The organism is Halomonas sp. I5-271120 (assembly GCF_030553075.1).
GTDB lineage: Bacteria > Pseudomonadota > Gammaproteobacteria > Pseudomonadales > Halomonadaceae > Onishia > Onishia taeanensis_A.
The window spans coordinates 196,193-212,169 of the sequence record NZ_CP130702.1 but is presented as its reverse complement, the minus strand read 5'-3'; the positions used below and the strand labels follow the sequence as shown (position 1 = coordinate 212,169).

The following is a 15,977-nucleotide window of genomic DNA, read 5'->3' as shown; positions in this document are numbered from 1 at the left end:
GGCGGCATTTTTTTGCGCATGATACGGATGATGAGATCACTGGCACAGGAGACCCCCAATGACACGGGACCAGATGGACGGCCGCGAGGCCCTAATAGAGCTGGGCGAGGCCACTGAGTCACTTGGCTATCGCTTCATGCAAATACTGGCGGAGTTTGGCGAGACCCTCTACGAGCTTCCGCGTGTTTACGAGGCCAGCCTGGCGCAATGCTATGAGGGCGATCTTCGCAAGAAGATCCAGATCTTCGAGTTCGACTTCGACACCTTCCTGCAGATGAGGGCGCACATCTGTGCGGTCAGGCTGTTGGCATATCCCGCCGAGGAGCTGGCTGACCATTACATGGACTGTCGGGTCATACCGGTGTCCTGCCTCCAGGTCACCGATATGCTGGAACGGTTTCATCCACGATCGACGGTACGGTGTCGCGCCGGCAAACTGGGCGAGGAGGCGCGGGCGGTCCGCTCAGGACCATTTCGGGCCATGTACCTCTTCAATGCCGGAGGGCTCGTCGCCGAGGAATACGGGCAAAAGAGGGCGTAGTGTGACCGACCTCACCATGACCATAACGGTAAAGTACGGTACACGGTATATCGTATTCTGTAGCTTTTATCCATTCTGAGAGCAATTCAGACAGGAGAGACCGATGAAACCGCAATGGAGCCCCAGTCCATGGGCACGGCGGGTCGGCGCCAGCCGGGCATGGCAACTGAGCCTCGATGAGACCCACGCCAGCCTGACTCGGGGTGACGAGCGGCAGACTATTCCGTTATGGCAGGTGCATGCCATCGAGCGCCAGGGCGGCCTGCTGTGGCCGAGCTGCCTGATCACTCGCCAGAGTGAGGACTGCGAGATTGAGCGGATTAGGCTGGCAGGGCTGTCCCGCGGCGAGGGGCGACGGCTGCGCAAGACGCTTCACAAGATGGTCATTAACAGCATGCGGGCCGACTTCAGGGATATATCTGTGAAGCTTGGCCAAGACTGGAATCTTCGCGTCCCGATCGAGGTTCAGCAGCGAGCCAATGACGGCTGGGTCACGCAGTCCATGGCAGCCGAACTGAGGGCATCCCGCGATGACGTGCGCCAACCCGAGACCGGGCTAACCGCCTTCGCTGCTTATCATCACCCCATGTTCCAGGAAGCCGCAGATGGCCTGCCCCTCAAGGGCCTTCACGATGCCTATTCGCCGATGCTCGAGGATGAGGTTCAGAGGGCCAATCACGGCGTCACGCAGAAGGCCTTGGCACGGCATCATGACTACTTTGTAGGAGTGGAAGCCCGGCCGCTCACTCAAGAGCAAGCCGAGGCAGCGGTCTGCTTCGATGATCGCGTCAGAGTGATCGCTGCGGCGGGGTCAGGCAAGACTTCTACCATGGTGGCACGGGCCGGGTACGCTGTTCGGGCCGGCTATGCTCGCCCCAACCAGATCCTGCTGTTGGCTTTCAACCGAGACGCCGCATCGGAGCTAAAGCATCGCGTGAAGCGCCAGCTGCCTGGCTGGATCGAAGGGAGCGACCAAATTGCCGTCAATACCTTCCACTCCTTCGGGCTGGCGGTCATCGGCAAGGCCACCGGGCGCAAGCCGACCGTGCCGGGATGGCTGGACAATGGAAAGGACCTCGAGGTAATAGAGGACATCATGCGCGAGCTGATCGAGACGGAAAGCACCTTCCGGATCCAGTGGTCGGAGTATTCGGCTTTGCTTGGTGAGGACCCGGGCGCCAGCGAGGCAGCCGACGATGGCTCGGCATCCGAGGCGAGTATCGTCACCCTGCGGGGGGAGCATGTAAAAAGCCAGGAGGAGAAGGCCATCGCCGACTGGCTGCTCTATCACGGCATCGACTACTGCTACGAGCGTCCCTATCCCCGGGATACCGCCGATGCCGAACACAGCCAATATCACCCGGACTTCTACTATCCAGACATCGACCTCTATCACGAGCACTTGGCGCTGGATGCCAACGGCCAACCCCCGCCGCATTTCGAGGGTTATGCCGATGGCGTCGATTGGAAGCGCCAGCTGCACCGTCAGGACGGGAATCGCTACTTCGAGACCACCTCTCACGGCCTGCGTACTGGCCAGAGCCTCGCGATGCTCGACGCCGAGCTGAGGCGACACGGTCTAACACCGACCCCATCACTTGGCAATCTGGGGGATCGAGTGAAACCTGTCACAGTCAGTGCCTTTGCACGCCTAGTGCGTCCCTTCATGCAGCACTACAAGGGAACCAGTCTACGGATGGAGGACCTTATCGAGATGGGCAAGGACATCCTCGAAGGGGGGCGCCATAGCTACCACTACACGCGCCGGGTGCGGCTATTCATCTCGCTGTTCACTTTCATCGTGGATGCCTGGGACAGGCGGCTCACGGAGCAGGGCGCGGTCGATTACGACGACATGCTCAATCAAGCCGCGGATCTGATCGAGCGGGGTGAATGGGTGTCTCCGTATCGTGCAGTCATGGTGGACGAGTGGCAGGACACCAGCATCGCCAGGGCCCGCATCGCCAAGGCGCTCAACCAGCAGGGCGCCAGTCTGTTCACCGTCGGAGATGACTGGCAGGCGGTGGCGAGATTCGCGGGCTCGGACGTGCGCTTCATGACCGATTTCGAGGCCCGCTTGGGATCTTGCACGACACGCTACCTCACGCAGACTTTCCGGTGTCCTCAGGCGCTCAACGACATGGCCAGCGCCTTTGTCAGCGCGAATCCCGAGCAGATCAAGAAGCAGGTGAGCTCGCACAATCCCCTTGAGGGGCGGAGCATACGCTACGTGCCCCATGGCCGCGGCGAGATGGCCGCAAAACTCACCGAGCAGCTGCGCCGGCTGGCGATACAGGCAGAAGAGCAGGGCGAGCGCTACTCGGTATTCTTGCTCGGCCGTTACAAGCGTGATGCTCCCGAGGGCCTGGCCGAGATCACCCGTGCCGTCAGTCCGCTGGTGCGGGTTCGCTTCGCTACCGCTCACGAATCCAAAGGCCTCGAGGCCGACTACGTGTTCCTGCTAAATGTACATGGGGGACCGCCCAGAGGCTTCCCCTCTACCATCGAGGATGACTCTCTCCTGGAGTTGGTCATGCCTGAGCGCGAGGTCTTCCCCCACGCAGAAGAGCGTCGCCTGTTCTATGTCGCACTGACACGCGCGAAGCGGCGTGTGCTGTTGCTGTCCGAGTCGGAGCGGGTTTCCCCCTTCTTGGATGAGTTGGTCGACCTCGGCTTGCCTCCTCTGACCGATGAAGCCGGCGCCCCAATCGAGCGATGCTCACGCTGCCGAGTCGGGGTGCTTCAACAGCGCCAAGGCCCCTACGGCGACTTCATCACCTGCGGTGGCTGGAAATGCGACTTCAAGCAGAAGGGAAATTTGTCGGCGTCTGCCCGATTTTGACCCTGTTTTGGCCTACCTGCCGGGCAGTGATTTGACACCATGCGCTGTGATCAGCCCTCGTGCCAGGGCATAAAGACGGAAGGTCGTGATCTCAGGACCTACAGGAGGAGAAGACAATGGCGATGAAGTTACGGGACAAATGGCGTGAAATCCTGAAGGACGGCGAGCCCCATCACACGAGCGAACTCATGCAGATGATCACGCTCGCGCTAATGGCCAGTGCCTGGCTGTTCTGGCGTCAGGGTGATGGCTTCTGGATGCTCCATCACATGCTAGCCGTGGGCGTGACCTTCACGGCACTGGCAGTGGCTGCCGTCATGCTCGACTCCGATCACGGCCAAGGCTGGCATGACCCGGAAATCCCCTTCACGCGCGGGGGATTCCTGGCCATGGGCATCGCATTCTGGCTGCTCGCGAACGTGCTCACCCTAGTGACGTTCATGGCGGTCTGGATGTTTCAGCCGAATGTGGCAAAGCTAGCTTTCCAGTTCAACATTGAATTGCCGGGGTATCTCTACATGGCAATGGTCGCCGGGGGCTACTCGAGTGTGCGTCTTATCCTGACGACAGGTCTGATTGCGGGCAAGTCCGTAATCGACAAACTGTTCAGCCGCAATGGAATGGAAGTGACCTACTGAAATTCGTAAACGCTGCAGAGCCTAAGTGTTAGTTTGGCCAAGGCGCTCCACGCGGAGCGCCTTTTTTATGCCGTGAATTTGGCAGTGCTAAAAGAACTCGGATACCATTGAGGGGTCATATCCCGTGAAAATTGCCCTGCAATACCCTTGAGAAGCCGGTATGGAGATGCGAATGGCCGAATCAAAGAACCTGGACAAAGAGACCTTATCCAAGCTTGTCCAGAACAAGAACGTCATCCGTGCGCAACTGCGTCGCCTGACTCTCTCCGACATCGTTAAACTGACCGAGCTGGTCGAAGAGGTTCATGTAGAAAAGCAGGTCGAAGAAGAAGAGCGGGAGAAGGAGCAGCGTGAGCATCTTGAGCGCTTAGCAGAAGTGCGCAAGATTATGGATGAGCACGGCATCAGTCCGGAAGAACTCCAAAGCGAGGGTGCCTCAAAGAAGCGCGGCCGGCCTCGCAAGATCGACAAGGAAAAGAGCTCCTCAGAGTAACAACCCGAGTTGTTCTTGATAGGAAGGAGGTTGTCTATGAGGTCAATAGGCAGCCTCTTTTTTATCTACCACATCTTTGTTTTGTCTTTCCTGCTATTTGTGTATGATTACTCCATAGCGATTTGGTAAGCTATCCTATACATTGTAAGTAAAGTGGAGATACATTAATGGCCGGTTCCATTCTGGTAGATTACATCAACCGCGAAAAAGAGATGAAAAAGCTGGAGGCTGAGCTGGAGCGGATGCGCCAAGACCCGAAACTTCAGGCCGCTCAGTCCTTCCAGAAAGACGTGCAAGAACTGATGGAGATGCACGAGATCAGCCCGGACGAGGCCGTGAAGCTCATCAAGCCGGAGCTGGCTGAAACCCAAGCAGAGAAGCCGAAGAGCGAAGGTCGTAACAAGCGTCGCCTGAAGGTTTTTACCAACCCGCACACTGGCGAGCGTGTCGAAACTCGCGGTGGCAACAACAAGCAGCTCAAAGAATGGAAAGCCCAATACGGTGAAGAGACCGTCAACGGCTGGGGCGGCTTCGTAGAATAAGCCCGATTTTCTGAGCCATGAGGCCCGCGCTTAATCGCCGGGCCTTATTTGTTTGTGGAGTACCGAAAAGTGATAAGGCATGTTCATCTTATCTCCTCCTTTGAGGAATTACCCAGCGACCCAACGCGTACCGCGCTAGCCGGCATCATATCCATCTCAGACCCTGACCACCCTCTGCCGACGCTCAGCGAGGACTGGGGCGCGATGTTGCGGCTGTCATTCGATGATGCCGAATACACTGCCTCGTTGATACGTACCTACGGCCGGGTCGCCGACTTCCGTGACAAGCATCGCCATGATCCCCAGGCCGATGATGCCAAGGCGGTTCTCCAGTTTCTGGACCAGGTGGAGGAGCTGGGACTCAAGGAATTGGTACTCTATTGCGAGAATGGCATGTCCCGAAGCGCATCGATCGCCCAATTCGTGAACAGAACCCGCGGAGCAACTGTGTCGGGAGGTGTTCTCAAGGCCTTCAACGAGACTCTCTACTACCTCTTAGGTAACCCAATGGGGTATGAGACGATACTCAGAAATATGGAAAAGCAAGAGCAGGAGGAAGACACGCTGGAACGGGAGCGCAGCACGCTTGCCTCCTTGTTCGACAGGGCCAAAAAACTACTAAGTTAATGGTTTTTTTCCATTGTGATATAAGAACGTCTGGATAGCTCATACAAGGAGTGTGAAGTGACGAATGTGTTTCCTTCTTCAGCAGTCTGTGCACTGGCGGGGCTGATGGCTGGCTGTGACATGATCGGTGATTTTCAGGTCAATAACATGGTGCGTGAGTATCGGCAAACCTGTTTTGGACAGTTCACTAATGACTGCGTAGAGATGAGGGTCGATACAAATATTGAGATTGCATCTCACTTTCTTGATGAGGTCGAAGATAACGAAGATGAGATCACTGCCAACATTGGCGAGGCCGGCTACGATGAGATGGTCGGCTATCTCAACTGGCTGATTGATATCAATGAGAAGGATCGCCCTGGCTGGATTGCCAGCTGGTTTTTGGGGGAAGCGCAGCCGTGGGATCGGAACTTCGAGTATGGCCAATTCATCATTTCCGGTCACGATATCGAGTCTGCTTTTGAGGCTATCGTCAAGCGACAAGTAGGCGAAGGCACACAACAAGAAACTCCGCTGGATTTCGGGCAGGCTTCAATGCCGTCTAGCAATGAAAGCGGATCAGAGGGTGGGGCGCCCGTTGATCAGTACATCGCTGGGTTGGAGCGCCAGTATGAAGCGGATGAGTACCGAGATGCCCGCATGTCTGCGATAGGCGATGTGGATGGCGATGGCATCCTTGAAACGGCCACTGTTTTTACACTGGAAGGCATGCACGGTTCGAACCGCTATGGGCAGTTCCTGGTGGTTCACACTGGAACCGGCTCTGATATGCGTGTGGTGGGCGAGAATGCGTTAGCCGGCAGCGTCACAGAAATTGAACTTGGCGATGGGATCGTGAGGGCCGTTGGTCATACCCATGCGATCGATGACCCAAACTGCTGTCCATCTATCGAAACGGAACAGGCGTTTTCCGTGACCGAGGCCGGGCTGACCGCGGTCAACTAAATCCGGGTATACGGATTTAATGGTTGATGGGGCACCTTCACCCCACCAACCTGATACCACCCTCAGATGGTTGATAGATTGACCCCGTAGTTGAGTTCCTCTGCGAAGTCCGGCAGTCCGTAACCGATGGTGTAGAACGGAGAGACCTTCGCAGTCGGGGCCTTCTTCTTGTGCTTCGTGGTGTAGAGCATTCGTGCCCGCATCACCTCGAACGAGTAACCACGCCCTTCACGGTTCTTGTCCTTGGCCAGTCGGTTGATGGACTCCGTGTAAGCGTTGGTGACGGGCATGTCCGTCTCGAAGTAGGTCATGATCTCTTCGCGCCAGTTGCCCACTGCCCTGACCAGATCGCTCCAGACTTCCTTCTGGCCCTTTGGAATGGTGGCTATCCAGTCATCCAGGGCGGCTTCTGCCTGTGGCCGGGTGGTGGCGTTCCAGATGCCGTAGAAGCGTTCCTTGTGCTCGTAGGCGGCCAGCAGTTGCGGGAATGCGCCTGTCCAGGTCTCCATGATGAGTCGCTCCCGGTCTGAGACTTCGTGAGCGCGTTTCAGCAGGATTTTCCGGTCTCCTTTGAGGGTTCGGCTCTGGGAGGGTTTCAGCTCCTTTCTGAGGCCCTTGCGCACCTTCTCCAAGGCATCGTTGGCCATGCGCACCACATGGAACTTATCGACCACGATACGGGCCTGTGGCAGCACCGCCTTGACCGCTGCCCGGTAGGGGTTCCACATGTCCATGCTGACGATCTCGACCTTCTGCCGGTCTTTCAGCTTCATCAGGTAGTTGGTCACCACGTCCTGACGGCGGGTGGCCAGCAGGTCGAGCAGGGTTCGCTCCTCGATGTTGGTCAGGATGCAGCGGTAGCGCTTGTTCAGGTACAGCTCGTCGATGCCCAGAATGCGGGGCGTCTCGAAGCGGTGCCAGCGCCCCAGAAACTCGGCGCGGGCGTTGAAGATGTCACGTACCGTCTTCTCGTCCAAGCCGGTCTGTGCCGCCACAAAGGTGTAGGGGTGGTTGAAGGATTCCTTCTCCACGTATTCATGCAGCCGCAGCGTCATGCGGAAGCCGTCCACCATCTCCGGTAGCTGGGGCCTGAAGGTGGTCTTGCAGGCCCGGCAGGTGTACCGGCGGCGGACCACCCAGAGGGTGACCCGCTTGCCGTGGATGGGCAGATCACGATAGGGAACATCACGCTTGCCGAACCGCACGAACTCACCCTGCACGCCGCATTCCTCGCAGGCGATGGGATCGGGCGCGTCCACCTGGAAGTGCATTTCGTCGTCGGTGGATTTGCAGCCCAGCACCTGGTACTCAGGCAGGTGCAGGATGTTGTCGGGCATTTCGGTCATGCGGCGTGCTCCTTACGGCTGGCGAGTGTCACGTTGGTGAGCTTCACCTACCTCTCCTCTCTTGCAAACAAGCATACTACCCCCTAGTATTTATATACTACCCTCCAGTATAGTTTTTGGGCCACTAAAGAGACGACTGCATGCACACGATCAAAGACAAAGCGAAGCTATTAACCCGCGTTCGGCGCATTCAGGGGCAGACGGCCGCACTGGAAAGGCAGCTTGACGAGGAGGGCGACTGCACGGCCGTGCTGCAACAGATCGCCGCGATTCGTGGGGCGGTGAATGGACTGATGGCAGCCATCATTGAGGGGCACTTGACTGATCACGTCGTCAGGGAACCCGAGTTGGAGCAGCGGCAACAAGACTTGGAAGCGGTGCTGCAGGTCATCAAGTCCTACCTCAAGTAGAACATCACGAGCTACAGCGTGGGTACCCTAGCTGTAAGAGGCGAACTTTGGCAGTGATTTAATATCCGCGCCCCTGAAGTTCTTGCGGAACCGGAGCTGTTAGCAGGGCTTCGCCATCAATCGCCACCACTTTCATTGGTCTTGCTGACCATAATTTTTATCAACTCGGAGTATTACAGTATGCATGGTCACAGGCTCGAAGAATGGCAACACAATCATGTTTTTGGTCAAGATCGTAAAAAATCCGGTGAAATACGCTCACTGATCGTCGTCGCTCTAACTGTCGTCATGATGGTTTGGGAAATTCTGGCCGGTGTCTTATACGGTTCGATGGCCCTCCTGGCCGATGGCCTTCATATGGGCTCTCATGCTGTCGCTCTGGGTATTGCAGCCTTCGCCTATGCATACGCTCGCCGCAACGCAGGCAATACACAGTTCTCATTTGGCACCGGGAAGGTCAATGCGCTAGGCGGGTTCACCGGCGCGGTCCTGCTGGCAGGCTTCGCCCTGTATATGGTGATCGAAAGCATCGACCGCTTCATCCACCCGGTAGAAATTTCGTTCAATGGAGCTATTTTCGTCGCCGTCATCGGCTTGATCGTCAATGGAGTATCGGCCTGGATACTGGGCGGGGAAGACCACGACCACGGGCATGGGCATGGGCATGGGCATGGGCATGGGCATCATGATCATAACCGTCGAGCTGCCTACTTCCACGTACTCGCCGATGCCTTAACTTCTGTATTGGCGATTGCTGCCTTGCTGGCCGGAAAGTATGCGGGCTGGGACTGGATGGACCCGATCATGGGTATCGTCGGCGCGTTACTTATCACTCGCTGGTCATGGCATCTGTTGAAAGACACCTCCCGCGTGCTGCTTGATCAACAGCGCAGTGACTTGGAGCACGACGTCAGACATGCCATTGAGAGTGACGATGCACGAATCAGCGATCTGCACCTCTGGGCCATTGGTCCGAATATTCACGCCGCCATCGTCTCGGTCGTGTCGCATGACCCGGAGGCGCCTGCCGTCTACAAGCAGCGTATCCAGGCTCAGTGCCCGTCATTAGTACACATTACAGTCGAGCCACAGCGCTGTCTCACTGGTCCGGAGAATACCGGCTCCAGGATACGATGAGCTGATTGAGCGGGCTGGGCCGAAATAGTCGGTTTTGGTACGGGCGAGGGAGTTGCTCTGCATTCAGCTTGGCCTCGCCCTCTCTCCAAGCCATGTAAGTGTCATTGTCCATACACGTTCCAGGCTTTGTAGGTACCTTAATGGCCTGAGTGACATATCAACCAAGGAATCCGATGAAGTGGGGAGTTGTTACCTCCCCATGATACCCAGAGATCAACCAGATATTCCGGATACCCCTAAATCCCGATCAACCCTAAAGGTGGGCAGAACCGGAATCTGCCCTCCGCAGAAGCTCTGCTGTTACCCGGAAGATGCCTGACGCAACATAATCCTGCATGGACGGTCTCTGGATGCACACACCTTCCTGTAATGCCACGACTTCCTCCGAGCTCAAGGTTCCGTATGGTCTTCGGGACAATGTGCTCGTACACATTAGTGAGATTCAGCCCGGCAAACGTGGCCTGGCCTGCCAATGTATCTGCCCAGCCTGCCAGCACGCCTTGATCGCTAACCTCGGCACCAAAAAACGCCACTACTTCTCTCACGCTGCGCAGAGTGACTGTGCCGGAGCGGCCGAGACCGGGCTGCACTTGAAGGCCAAGGAGTTGATCGCCGAAAAGCAGCAAACCGTACTGCCAGAATTAACCCTTCGCGTCGGCAGCGATTTCTCCGAGCAGGCGCTGCACGAAGGCCGATCAGAAATCGCCACCCTAGTCGAGAAAGGCCAGGTCGCCCGGCTCGATACGGTGATGGTGGAAGAAGCCAGAGGCGTCATTCGACCGGATCTTATCGGTGTGCTGGCCGGCACTGAGTTGTATATCGAGATCCGTGTCACCCATGAAGTGGACGAGGAAAAGCGGGCCGAGATTCGACGGCTGGGCGTATCTGCCATCGAGATCGACTTGTCCGGCATCAACCGCATGGCTTCGCCCCAGGAAATTGGCAAGGCACTGGCAGATCCATCCCTCGGGCACTGGCTGTTCCATCGCCGTGAAGACAGCCAACGCGAGGCAATGGAGGAAAGGGTACGCCAGGCACAAGCGCGTGCTCGAGAGGCAAAGCAACGGGAAGCGGCCAAGCGCCAGCAACGAAAGGACGCATTTAAGCAGCGACTTAACCACCTCTTCCGGGCGCTCAACCAGTGCCTGATGGAAGGTGCACCAATCCAGTTGCCTGAGCCAAGGCAGCCATACGGACAGCCTCAAGTGAGGCTGCCCAAGGGGTTTGGCGCCGGGCTATCGATACACGCAGCCAACGAGGACTGGATGGTATGGGCAACCCGCACGGATCCTCAGGGCCAGCAGGAGCACTTCATCATCGCTTGGCATCTACACAACCCTGAGCAGCGGCGTCCGTATCGGTTGAACCAATTATTCGACCTCGATGAGTCATTCTGCATGGTCGACGTGTCTCCCCTGATCAATGGGCGATTCCAGAGCAACTGGTCACGCCGCGAACTCACGGCTTTCCTGACCGGCCACAGGCCACGCCATGACCATTGGTATTGCTACCCGGCAAGCGTTGCGACAGACATGCATCGGTTCAAATACGAGCGCCAGCAACAAGAGCGGGCCGCAGCAAAGGGTCGGAAAGCCGAGGAAGAGAGGCTCAGAGAAGCACGCCTAGCCGAGATAAGAGCTGCCCAGCTCGCGCAAGATCGAAAGCAAGCGCAGGTCGCCGAGCAGATAAGGGATGACGAGCGTAAGCAGGAAGCGAGATACCGGGACAGCAACCTGAAACGCGAGTTGGCCAAGCTCGCTGCACTGACCAGCAAGGGGGAGGCCATACGCCAACAAGTCCTCGAACGGCTCGAGCTGATCCAGTCTGCTCGCGAAGACAGCGACACGCCTCTACCGGCACGATGGCTGCCCGCAAAAGTGATCTCATCGAAATACCCGACGCTGGCTCAGGCCAGGCCGGAGTGGATCGACGGACAATGGCGTGCCGTGGCGAGGGCCTACCCCTACGAATGGGCGTTCACGGTCCACCCGGATTGCTTAAAGATCGCTGTACTAGACAGCCTACTGGCATCGACCGAGGGCGATCTTCGCAGTATGGAGAAGGCCGAGCTGATGGAAGCATTACAAGCAGCCCTGAAGGTCCGCGTTGAGGAAACCCGCCAGCCCGGTGCGCAAATCAAAGGGTATGCGGCGCTGTATGTACAGATGAAGAGCTGGAGTAGCGAGTTTGAATCTCTCGTCAAGCGGATCCAGGAGTGGTACCAGATGACCTGCCGGGGGGAACCGCTACCAGAGTCGGCCTTGACCCGGGAGACGATCACCGAGCTGGACAAGGCGTTGGATCTGTTGGCCTCTGCGCCAGCAACCGGCGAAAGCATCTATACCAACGGAGATACCTGGCCACAACTGGATGCCGTTCGGGGATTCTGTGCAGCACTGGCCGATGACCTGTCGAGCGATCACGGGCGCCTGGGCTTCTAGCAAGGCAGCCGGCTGGCCGAAACACCTCCTAATATTCCGAGGGGCCTTCCTGGAAGGTGCCGTCCGGTGCAAAGACAATCCCGTATCGCTGGAATAGGGTCATGATCTTTTCCAGCGTACTCCGACGGGGAGTTGATTGTCCCAACTCGAATTTCCGGATAGCCGTCTTGCCGGAACCGCAGGCCTCGCAGAAGTCATCGCGGGTCATCTCCAGATATTCACGGGCATACCGACATTGAGCACCACTGATGGGGACAGGCGGGGCTGTGTAGCCACGACGCTTCGTCTTGATACCGATCTCCCTTGCCCAGTCCCAGGCAGTGGGATAGGAGATCCCCAAGGACTTTGCCATATCGGATAGGTTGCCTGCCTGCTCATACGCTTCACGCAACTGAGTATCCGTGAAGTCGTTTCGCTTGATCCGTGGCATGGTGAGCCTTTCATGCGGGGAAGTGTTCTGGTGGAAGTGAGGCATGATGCCGGCTGCGTTCCTCGATGTTGAAGGCAGACGGGGACTTCTATGGGGCCTTAGAGCCTCAACGCTCCAATCCTCATCCTGCCGACACCTGGCGAAGTATATCCAGCACGTCTTCGGCTTCAAACTTACCGACCAATCTCAAGATCCGCCGCTCCTGGCCATCGGGGTTGATCAGCATCAGCGTGGGAGGACCCATGATACCAAATGCCTTGGTCAGCGCTGCCGTCTGTGCCGAGGTCTCAGTGACATCGGCTCTCACGAGGTTGAAACCCTCTAGGGCCGCCACCACAGCCGGGCTCGGAAGGACCTCTTGTTCGATACGTTGGCACAGGACACACCATTCCGCGGAGACATCGACCACCGTCCATTGGCCATTCTCATGAGCCTCTGAAAGCTCCTGGTTCAGCTCCTCCAGGGAAGCGACTTCAAGAAAGCTCGAATGCTGCGGCTGTGTTGCTGTCGCGCCTGCCGTCGACAATACAGGAGCCTCGAAGGGGCGCAACGGGTAAGTGGCGCCTATTGTGGACCCCAGTACCATCGCGCTCCCCCAGATGCCGAGTACCACACCAAGCGTCCGCACCCCTACCAAGAAGACCGGGCGAAGCTCGAGCAGCAACCACAGGCTCAAGGCTGCCGCGAAAAGCAGGGCACCTGTCATGCCCAGGATGACGCGATCAGGCAGCACGCGGGAGAGGAACCACACCGCCATGCCCAACAGGACGAAGCCGAATACCGCCTTCACACGGTCCATCCATGCGCCGGGCTTCGGTAGAGCCGCGCTTCCCAAGGTGCCGACAATCATCACCGGCACGCCCATGCCGAGGCCAAGCGCCAGCAAAGCCATCCCGCCGAGGGCGACATCACCGGTCTCGGTGATATATAGCAGGGCACCGGCCAACGGCGCGGTCATGCATGGGCCCACCAGCAAGGCTGATAACACCCCCATGCCGGCCGCACCCGGGATCGTCCCGCCCTGCTGTCGTCCACTGATGTGATCGAGGCGCTGACGGATCATCGCCGGCAACTGCAGTTCGTAGAGACCGAACATGGCCAGTGCCAGTGCAACGAAGATCGCGGAGAACCCCGCCAAGACCCATGGCGTTTGCAGCATAGCCTGGAGGTTCGCACCAGCGATCGCCGCTAAGGCACCGACCAGGGCATAGGTCAGCGCCATCGGCAGGACATAGGACGCCGAGAGGACCGCACCACGCTTAATGCCGCCACCAGCCCCAACGACGATACTCGAGATGATCGGTAGCATCGGCAGGACACATGGCGTGAAGGTGAGCAACAGGCCCATGCCGAAAAACACCAGCAAGGCGTAGGCGGCGCTGCTGTCCAAGAGGTACTGCGAGAAGGCCTGATCACCACTTTGGCCGGTAGCATTGCTTCGGCCCTCTTCGCCAGCTTTCAGGCTTGGCCCAATAGGTGATAACTCACCAGTAGATGTTGCCCCCTCACCACTATCGGAGAACAGCGAGGCGTCTGGCGCCCCCTTTGAGGAGTGCTCTCCCGACAACGTCATGGTGGTCACGTCCAAGGTGGCGCTCTGGGGGGAGTAGCAGATCAGATCCCCCGCACAGCCTTGCCAAGCAATGTCGAGCTCTTCTGCGCCAGCGGGATCAAAGCGAAAGGTGACATCCTCGGGGTATGTGTCGGAGGTCCCGAAGAACGAGTCTCCCACCTGGACGGAGACTGGTACCGGCGACATAGGCTCAAGCTCCTGACCGCCAGGAGCTGTGACGTGGATCGTATCGGCATAGAGATAGTGCCCGCCTTCAATCTGCCAACCCACGCTGATGGTGCCGGCAGGCGCCTCGTCTACAGAGATCTGGAAAGCCTGATCGACGGGGAGTGGCTCTTGTGCCTGGGTGGCGACTGACCAGCTGCTTGCCAACGCCAGCATCCAGGGCAGGGCGCTGCGGGTAAGGGACGGCAAGTGAAGCCTCCATATCGGTGACATTGAGGCGTTGACGTTAGCAATGCGCGTACCAGTAGGCCGCCCGTTTCACGTCCAAAAATGACCGACTTTACGTCATTGCCATCGGCGCCGAGCGTGCCGCCAGTAATCGTGGGTGGATTGCTGCTTGCGCCGCCTCCACGTGCGCATCCAGAAAGGAAGGCAATAGTGGTCAGGTCTATGAGGGCTCGCTGCTGCTTCTGCATGGTAGATCCGTGCTCCAGGTGACGAAATACAAGGAACGTATCGGAGGTAAGTCATTTGAGAAGGCAAGAAGGCGCCCACTTATGGACGTTTTTGAACTGCGATTGAACAACACCTCGAAGGCCACTACCATGCAGCGCTTAAAATCAAAAGGTTGGGAAGGGCACTCAGAATGGACTTAAAGCAAATTGATGATGCCATCGAAGAGGCCAACCTATCCTTCCTCATCTTGGCTCAGCAGCTTATCGAGTGCGATATGAGTCGTGCCGCTCTGACATTGGGGTTAGAACGGCAGGTACTTGAACGGATAGCGAACCTGACACCGAGGCAGATGAGCACGATCAGTAAAAGCCCCTTCTTGCTGATGACGGTAAAAGAGCGTGGCATGGATGTGTTGGATACGCCAGATAAGGTGGATGACCAGATAAAGGCATTCCATCACAGCATCCTAATGCTGACAGAGAATACGGCATCCTAAGAATAGGATGCCGTAAGCCTTAGCTTGCATAGCGGTGCGCTCGGATGGAAGGCAGGTATGGGTCGTCTTCAATTCGATTGTCAGACCTCACAGACCGGGATCGCTTCTCAGGGGGATATGGAGGCGGCTCGTTGTGATCCGGTAGCTTCCCGCTCGGAGAAAGAACGAAAAGAGGCAAGGGCAGATTCATCGCCTTCCTGAGTCTCCCGTCGTCCATCGGCTCTTCCAAGAAGAGGTTAGCGCGCATGACAGGTGCCTGCGTTTGAACCTGCGCTAGCATCTCGCCAGAGGGCAGGCCGGCAAGCTTACTCAGCTGGATCCGGATATGATCCGAGTCCGTGTCATAGTTCATCAGAAGTTTTTCAGCATCACTTACCGATAGCCGCTTAATCGACCGGCCGCTCGTGTACCAGGCCATCTTCACACGGCTCAAGGTAGGCTCAAAATAGGGAATATGGCGCCATGTCTGCTTGAGGTGAAGGCGAGCAAGGCCCGCACCAGAGAGGTTCTCATGCAGGTGGGCATGACGAGAGGGTAACGAGGCTTTGATTTCAGAAACTAAGGTTTTGTCGTACTCCTGCAGGATCGCAGCAGCCTTGCGAAACGCATCCTTCGCCTCATTGACGGCCTTTACCTGCTCGATGATCAAGTGGTTAGCGGCTACGAGACCGATGTAAGGACGTGTTGTTCTGCCGTCTTGACCATCTGAGTACCAGAAGTCAGTGAGCGCACTCTTCGCCCAAGCATGGTCAGGAGTTGACTCGCGTAGCGCCCAGGCATCACCCTGGAATTCTCTTATCAATTGAGCCAGCTTCTCAACCCTATCAACGACCGAATCAAAGATACGTTCTAGTTCAAAAATAACCTGATATTGCTTCACATAGCCTCCATATGC

15 protein-coding genes are annotated in these 15,977 nt (G+C 57.4%); 11 read left to right on the top strand and 4 right to left on the bottom strand.

Translation table 11 applies throughout. The features are described from left to right. Positions 1 to 58: 58 nt before the first annotated feature. From Q2K57_RS18225 to Q2K57_RS18195, 7 genes are all read left to right on the top strand, one after another. Positions 59 to 541 carry a hypothetical protein gene (locus Q2K57_RS18225; RefSeq protein WP_304526818.1) on the top strand — a complete coding sequence of 161 codons (483 nt, stop codon included), beginning with the start codon at positions 59 to 61 and terminating at the stop codon, positions 539 to 541. A 103-nt stretch (positions 542 to 644) separates the two neighbouring features. Then, positions 645 to 3,383 carry a UvrD-helicase domain-containing protein gene (locus tag Q2K57_RS18220; protein WP_304526817.1) on the top strand — a complete coding sequence of 913 codons (2,739 nt, stop codon included), beginning with the start codon at positions 645 to 647 and terminating at the stop codon, positions 3,381 to 3,383. Between the two features lie 116 nt (positions 3,384 to 3,499). After that, complete coding sequence (locus tag Q2K57_RS18215; RefSeq protein WP_304526816.1) at positions 3,500 to 4,021, top strand: hypothetical protein; 522 nt, start codon at positions 3,500 to 3,502, stop codon at positions 4,019 to 4,021. A 172-nt stretch (positions 4,022 to 4,193) separates the two neighbouring features. Beyond that, positions 4,194 to 4,514, top strand: a complete 321-nt coding sequence (locus tag Q2K57_RS18210; protein WP_304526815.1) for an H-NS family nucleoid-associated regulatory protein — start codon at positions 4,194 to 4,196, stop codon at positions 4,512 to 4,514. Positions 4,515 to 4,681: 167 nt separating this feature from the next. After that, positions 4,682 to 5,056, top strand: coding sequence for a histone-like nucleoid-structuring protein, MvaT/MvaU family (locus Q2K57_RS18205; RefSeq protein WP_304526814.1), 375 nt, complete (start codon positions 4,682 to 4,684; stop codon positions 5,054 to 5,056). A gap of 204 nt (positions 5,057 to 5,260) precedes the next feature. Continuing rightward, the gene (locus Q2K57_RS18200) at positions 5,261 to 5,683 is read left to right on the top strand and encodes a hypothetical protein (protein WP_304526813.1); all 423 of its coding nucleotides are present in this window, start codon (positions 5,261 to 5,263) and stop codon (positions 5,681 to 5,683) included. 57 nt (positions 5,684 to 5,740) lie between these two features. Next, the gene (locus tag Q2K57_RS18195) at positions 5,741 to 6,628 is read left to right on the top strand and encodes a hypothetical protein (RefSeq protein WP_304526812.1); all 888 of its coding nucleotides are present in this window, start codon (positions 5,741 to 5,743) and stop codon (positions 6,626 to 6,628) included. A gap of 62 nt (positions 6,629 to 6,690) precedes the next feature. On the opposite strand, the gene Q2K57_RS18190 is transcribed toward Q2K57_RS18195, so the two are convergent. Next, a complete protein-coding gene (locus tag Q2K57_RS18190) occupies positions 6,691 to 7,974 on the bottom strand; it encodes an ISL3 family transposase (RefSeq protein ID WP_045995197.1) in 1,284 nt (427 codons plus the stop codon). Between the two features lie 140 nt (positions 7,975 to 8,114). On the opposite strand from Q2K57_RS18190, the gene Q2K57_RS18185 reads away from it, so the two are divergent. The 3 genes from Q2K57_RS18185 (at position 8,115) to Q2K57_RS18175 (ending at position 11,962) form a co-directional block, all read left to right on the top strand. Then, a complete protein-coding gene (locus tag Q2K57_RS18185) occupies positions 8,115 to 8,384 on the top strand; it encodes a metal/formaldehyde-sensitive transcriptional repressor (RefSeq protein WP_011589742.1) in 270 nt (89 codons plus the stop codon). Positions 8,385 to 8,564: 180 nt separating this feature from the next. Beyond that, complete coding sequence (dmeF, locus tag Q2K57_RS18180; RefSeq protein WP_011589743.1) at positions 8,565 to 9,521, top strand: CDF family Co(II)/Ni(II) efflux transporter DmeF; 957 nt, start codon at positions 8,565 to 8,567, stop codon at positions 9,519 to 9,521. Positions 9,522 to 9,871: 350 nt separating this feature from the next. Further along, a complete protein-coding gene (locus tag Q2K57_RS18175) occupies positions 9,872 to 11,962 on the top strand; it encodes a competence protein CoiA family protein (protein WP_304526811.1) in 2,091 nt (696 codons plus the stop codon). A gap of 28 nt (positions 11,963 to 11,990) precedes the next feature. On the opposite strand, the gene Q2K57_RS18170 is transcribed toward Q2K57_RS18175, so the two are convergent. Together Q2K57_RS18170 and dsbD are read right to left on the bottom strand one after the other, a co-directional pair. Then, complete coding sequence (locus Q2K57_RS18170) at positions 11,991 to 12,392, bottom strand: helix-turn-helix transcriptional regulator (RefSeq protein ID WP_304526810.1); 402 nt, start codon at positions 12,390 to 12,392, stop codon at positions 11,991 to 11,993. A gap of 121 nt (positions 12,393 to 12,513) precedes the next feature. Next, on the bottom strand, positions 12,514 to 14,346 hold the full coding sequence (dsbD, locus tag Q2K57_RS18165) for a protein-disulfide reductase DsbD (RefSeq protein ID WP_304526809.1): 1,833 nt from the start codon (positions 14,344 to 14,346) through the stop codon (positions 12,514 to 12,516). A 430-nt stretch (positions 14,347 to 14,776) separates the two neighbouring features. On the opposite strand from dsbD, the gene Q2K57_RS18160 reads away from it, so the two are divergent. Further along, positions 14,777 to 15,082 carry a flagellar transcriptional regulator FlhD gene (locus tag Q2K57_RS18160; protein WP_304526808.1) on the top strand — a complete coding sequence of 102 codons (306 nt, stop codon included), beginning with the start codon at positions 14,777 to 14,779 and terminating at the stop codon, positions 15,080 to 15,082. A gap of 19 nt (positions 15,083 to 15,101) precedes the next feature. Here Q2K57_RS18160 and Q2K57_RS18155 read toward each other — a convergent pair whose 3' ends face one another. Then, positions 15,102 to 15,962, bottom strand: coding sequence for a DNA replication terminus site-binding protein (locus tag Q2K57_RS18155; RefSeq protein WP_304526807.1), 861 nt, complete (start codon positions 15,960 to 15,962; stop codon positions 15,102 to 15,104). Positions 15,963 to 15,977: the final 15 nt, after the last annotated feature.

What these genes read in the sequence shown, in the direction of transcription:
- Q2K57_RS18225 (WP_304526818.1), top strand. Translation starts at nt 59, where the DNA reads ATGACACGGGACCAGATGGACGGCCGCGAGGCCCTAATAGAGCTGGGC.
- Q2K57_RS18220 (WP_304526817.1), top strand. Translation starts at nt 645, where the DNA reads ATGAAACCGCAATGGAGCCCCAGTCCATGGGCACGGCGGGTCGGCGCC.
- Q2K57_RS18215 (WP_304526816.1), top strand. Translation starts at nt 3,500, where the DNA reads ATGGCGATGAAGTTACGGGACAAATGGCGTGAAATCCTGAAGGACGGC.
- Q2K57_RS18210 (WP_304526815.1), top strand. Translation starts at nt 4,194, where the DNA reads ATGGCCGAATCAAAGAACCTGGACAAAGAGACCTTATCCAAGCTTGTC.
- Q2K57_RS18205 (WP_304526814.1), top strand. Translation starts at nt 4,682, where the DNA reads ATGGCCGGTTCCATTCTGGTAGATTACATCAACCGCGAAAAAGAGATG.
- Q2K57_RS18200 (WP_304526813.1), top strand. Translation starts at nt 5,261, where the DNA reads ATGTTGCGGCTGTCATTCGATGATGCCGAATACACTGCCTCGTTGATA.
- Q2K57_RS18190 (WP_045995197.1), bottom strand. Translation starts at nt 7,974, where the DNA reads ATGACCGAAATGCCCGACAACATCCTGCACCTGCCTGAGTACCAGGTG.
- Q2K57_RS18185 (WP_011589742.1), top strand. Translation starts at nt 8,115, where the DNA reads ATGCACACGATCAAAGACAAAGCGAAGCTATTAACCCGCGTTCGGCGC.
- dmeF (WP_011589743.1), top strand. Translation starts at nt 8,565, where the DNA reads ATGCATGGTCACAGGCTCGAAGAATGGCAACACAATCATGTTTTTGGT.
- Q2K57_RS18175 (WP_304526811.1), top strand. Translation starts at nt 9,872, where the DNA reads ATGCACACACCTTCCTGTAATGCCACGACTTCCTCCGAGCTCAAGGTT.
- Q2K57_RS18170 (WP_304526810.1), bottom strand. Translation starts at nt 12,392, where the DNA reads ATGCCACGGATCAAGCGAAACGACTTCACGGATACTCAGTTGCGTGAA.
- dsbD (WP_304526809.1), bottom strand. Translation starts at nt 14,346, where the DNA reads ATGCTGGCGTTGGCAAGCAGCTGGTCAGTCGCCACCCAGGCACAAGAG.
- Q2K57_RS18160 (WP_304526808.1), top strand. Translation starts at nt 14,777, where the DNA reads ATGGACTTAAAGCAAATTGATGATGCCATCGAAGAGGCCAACCTATCC.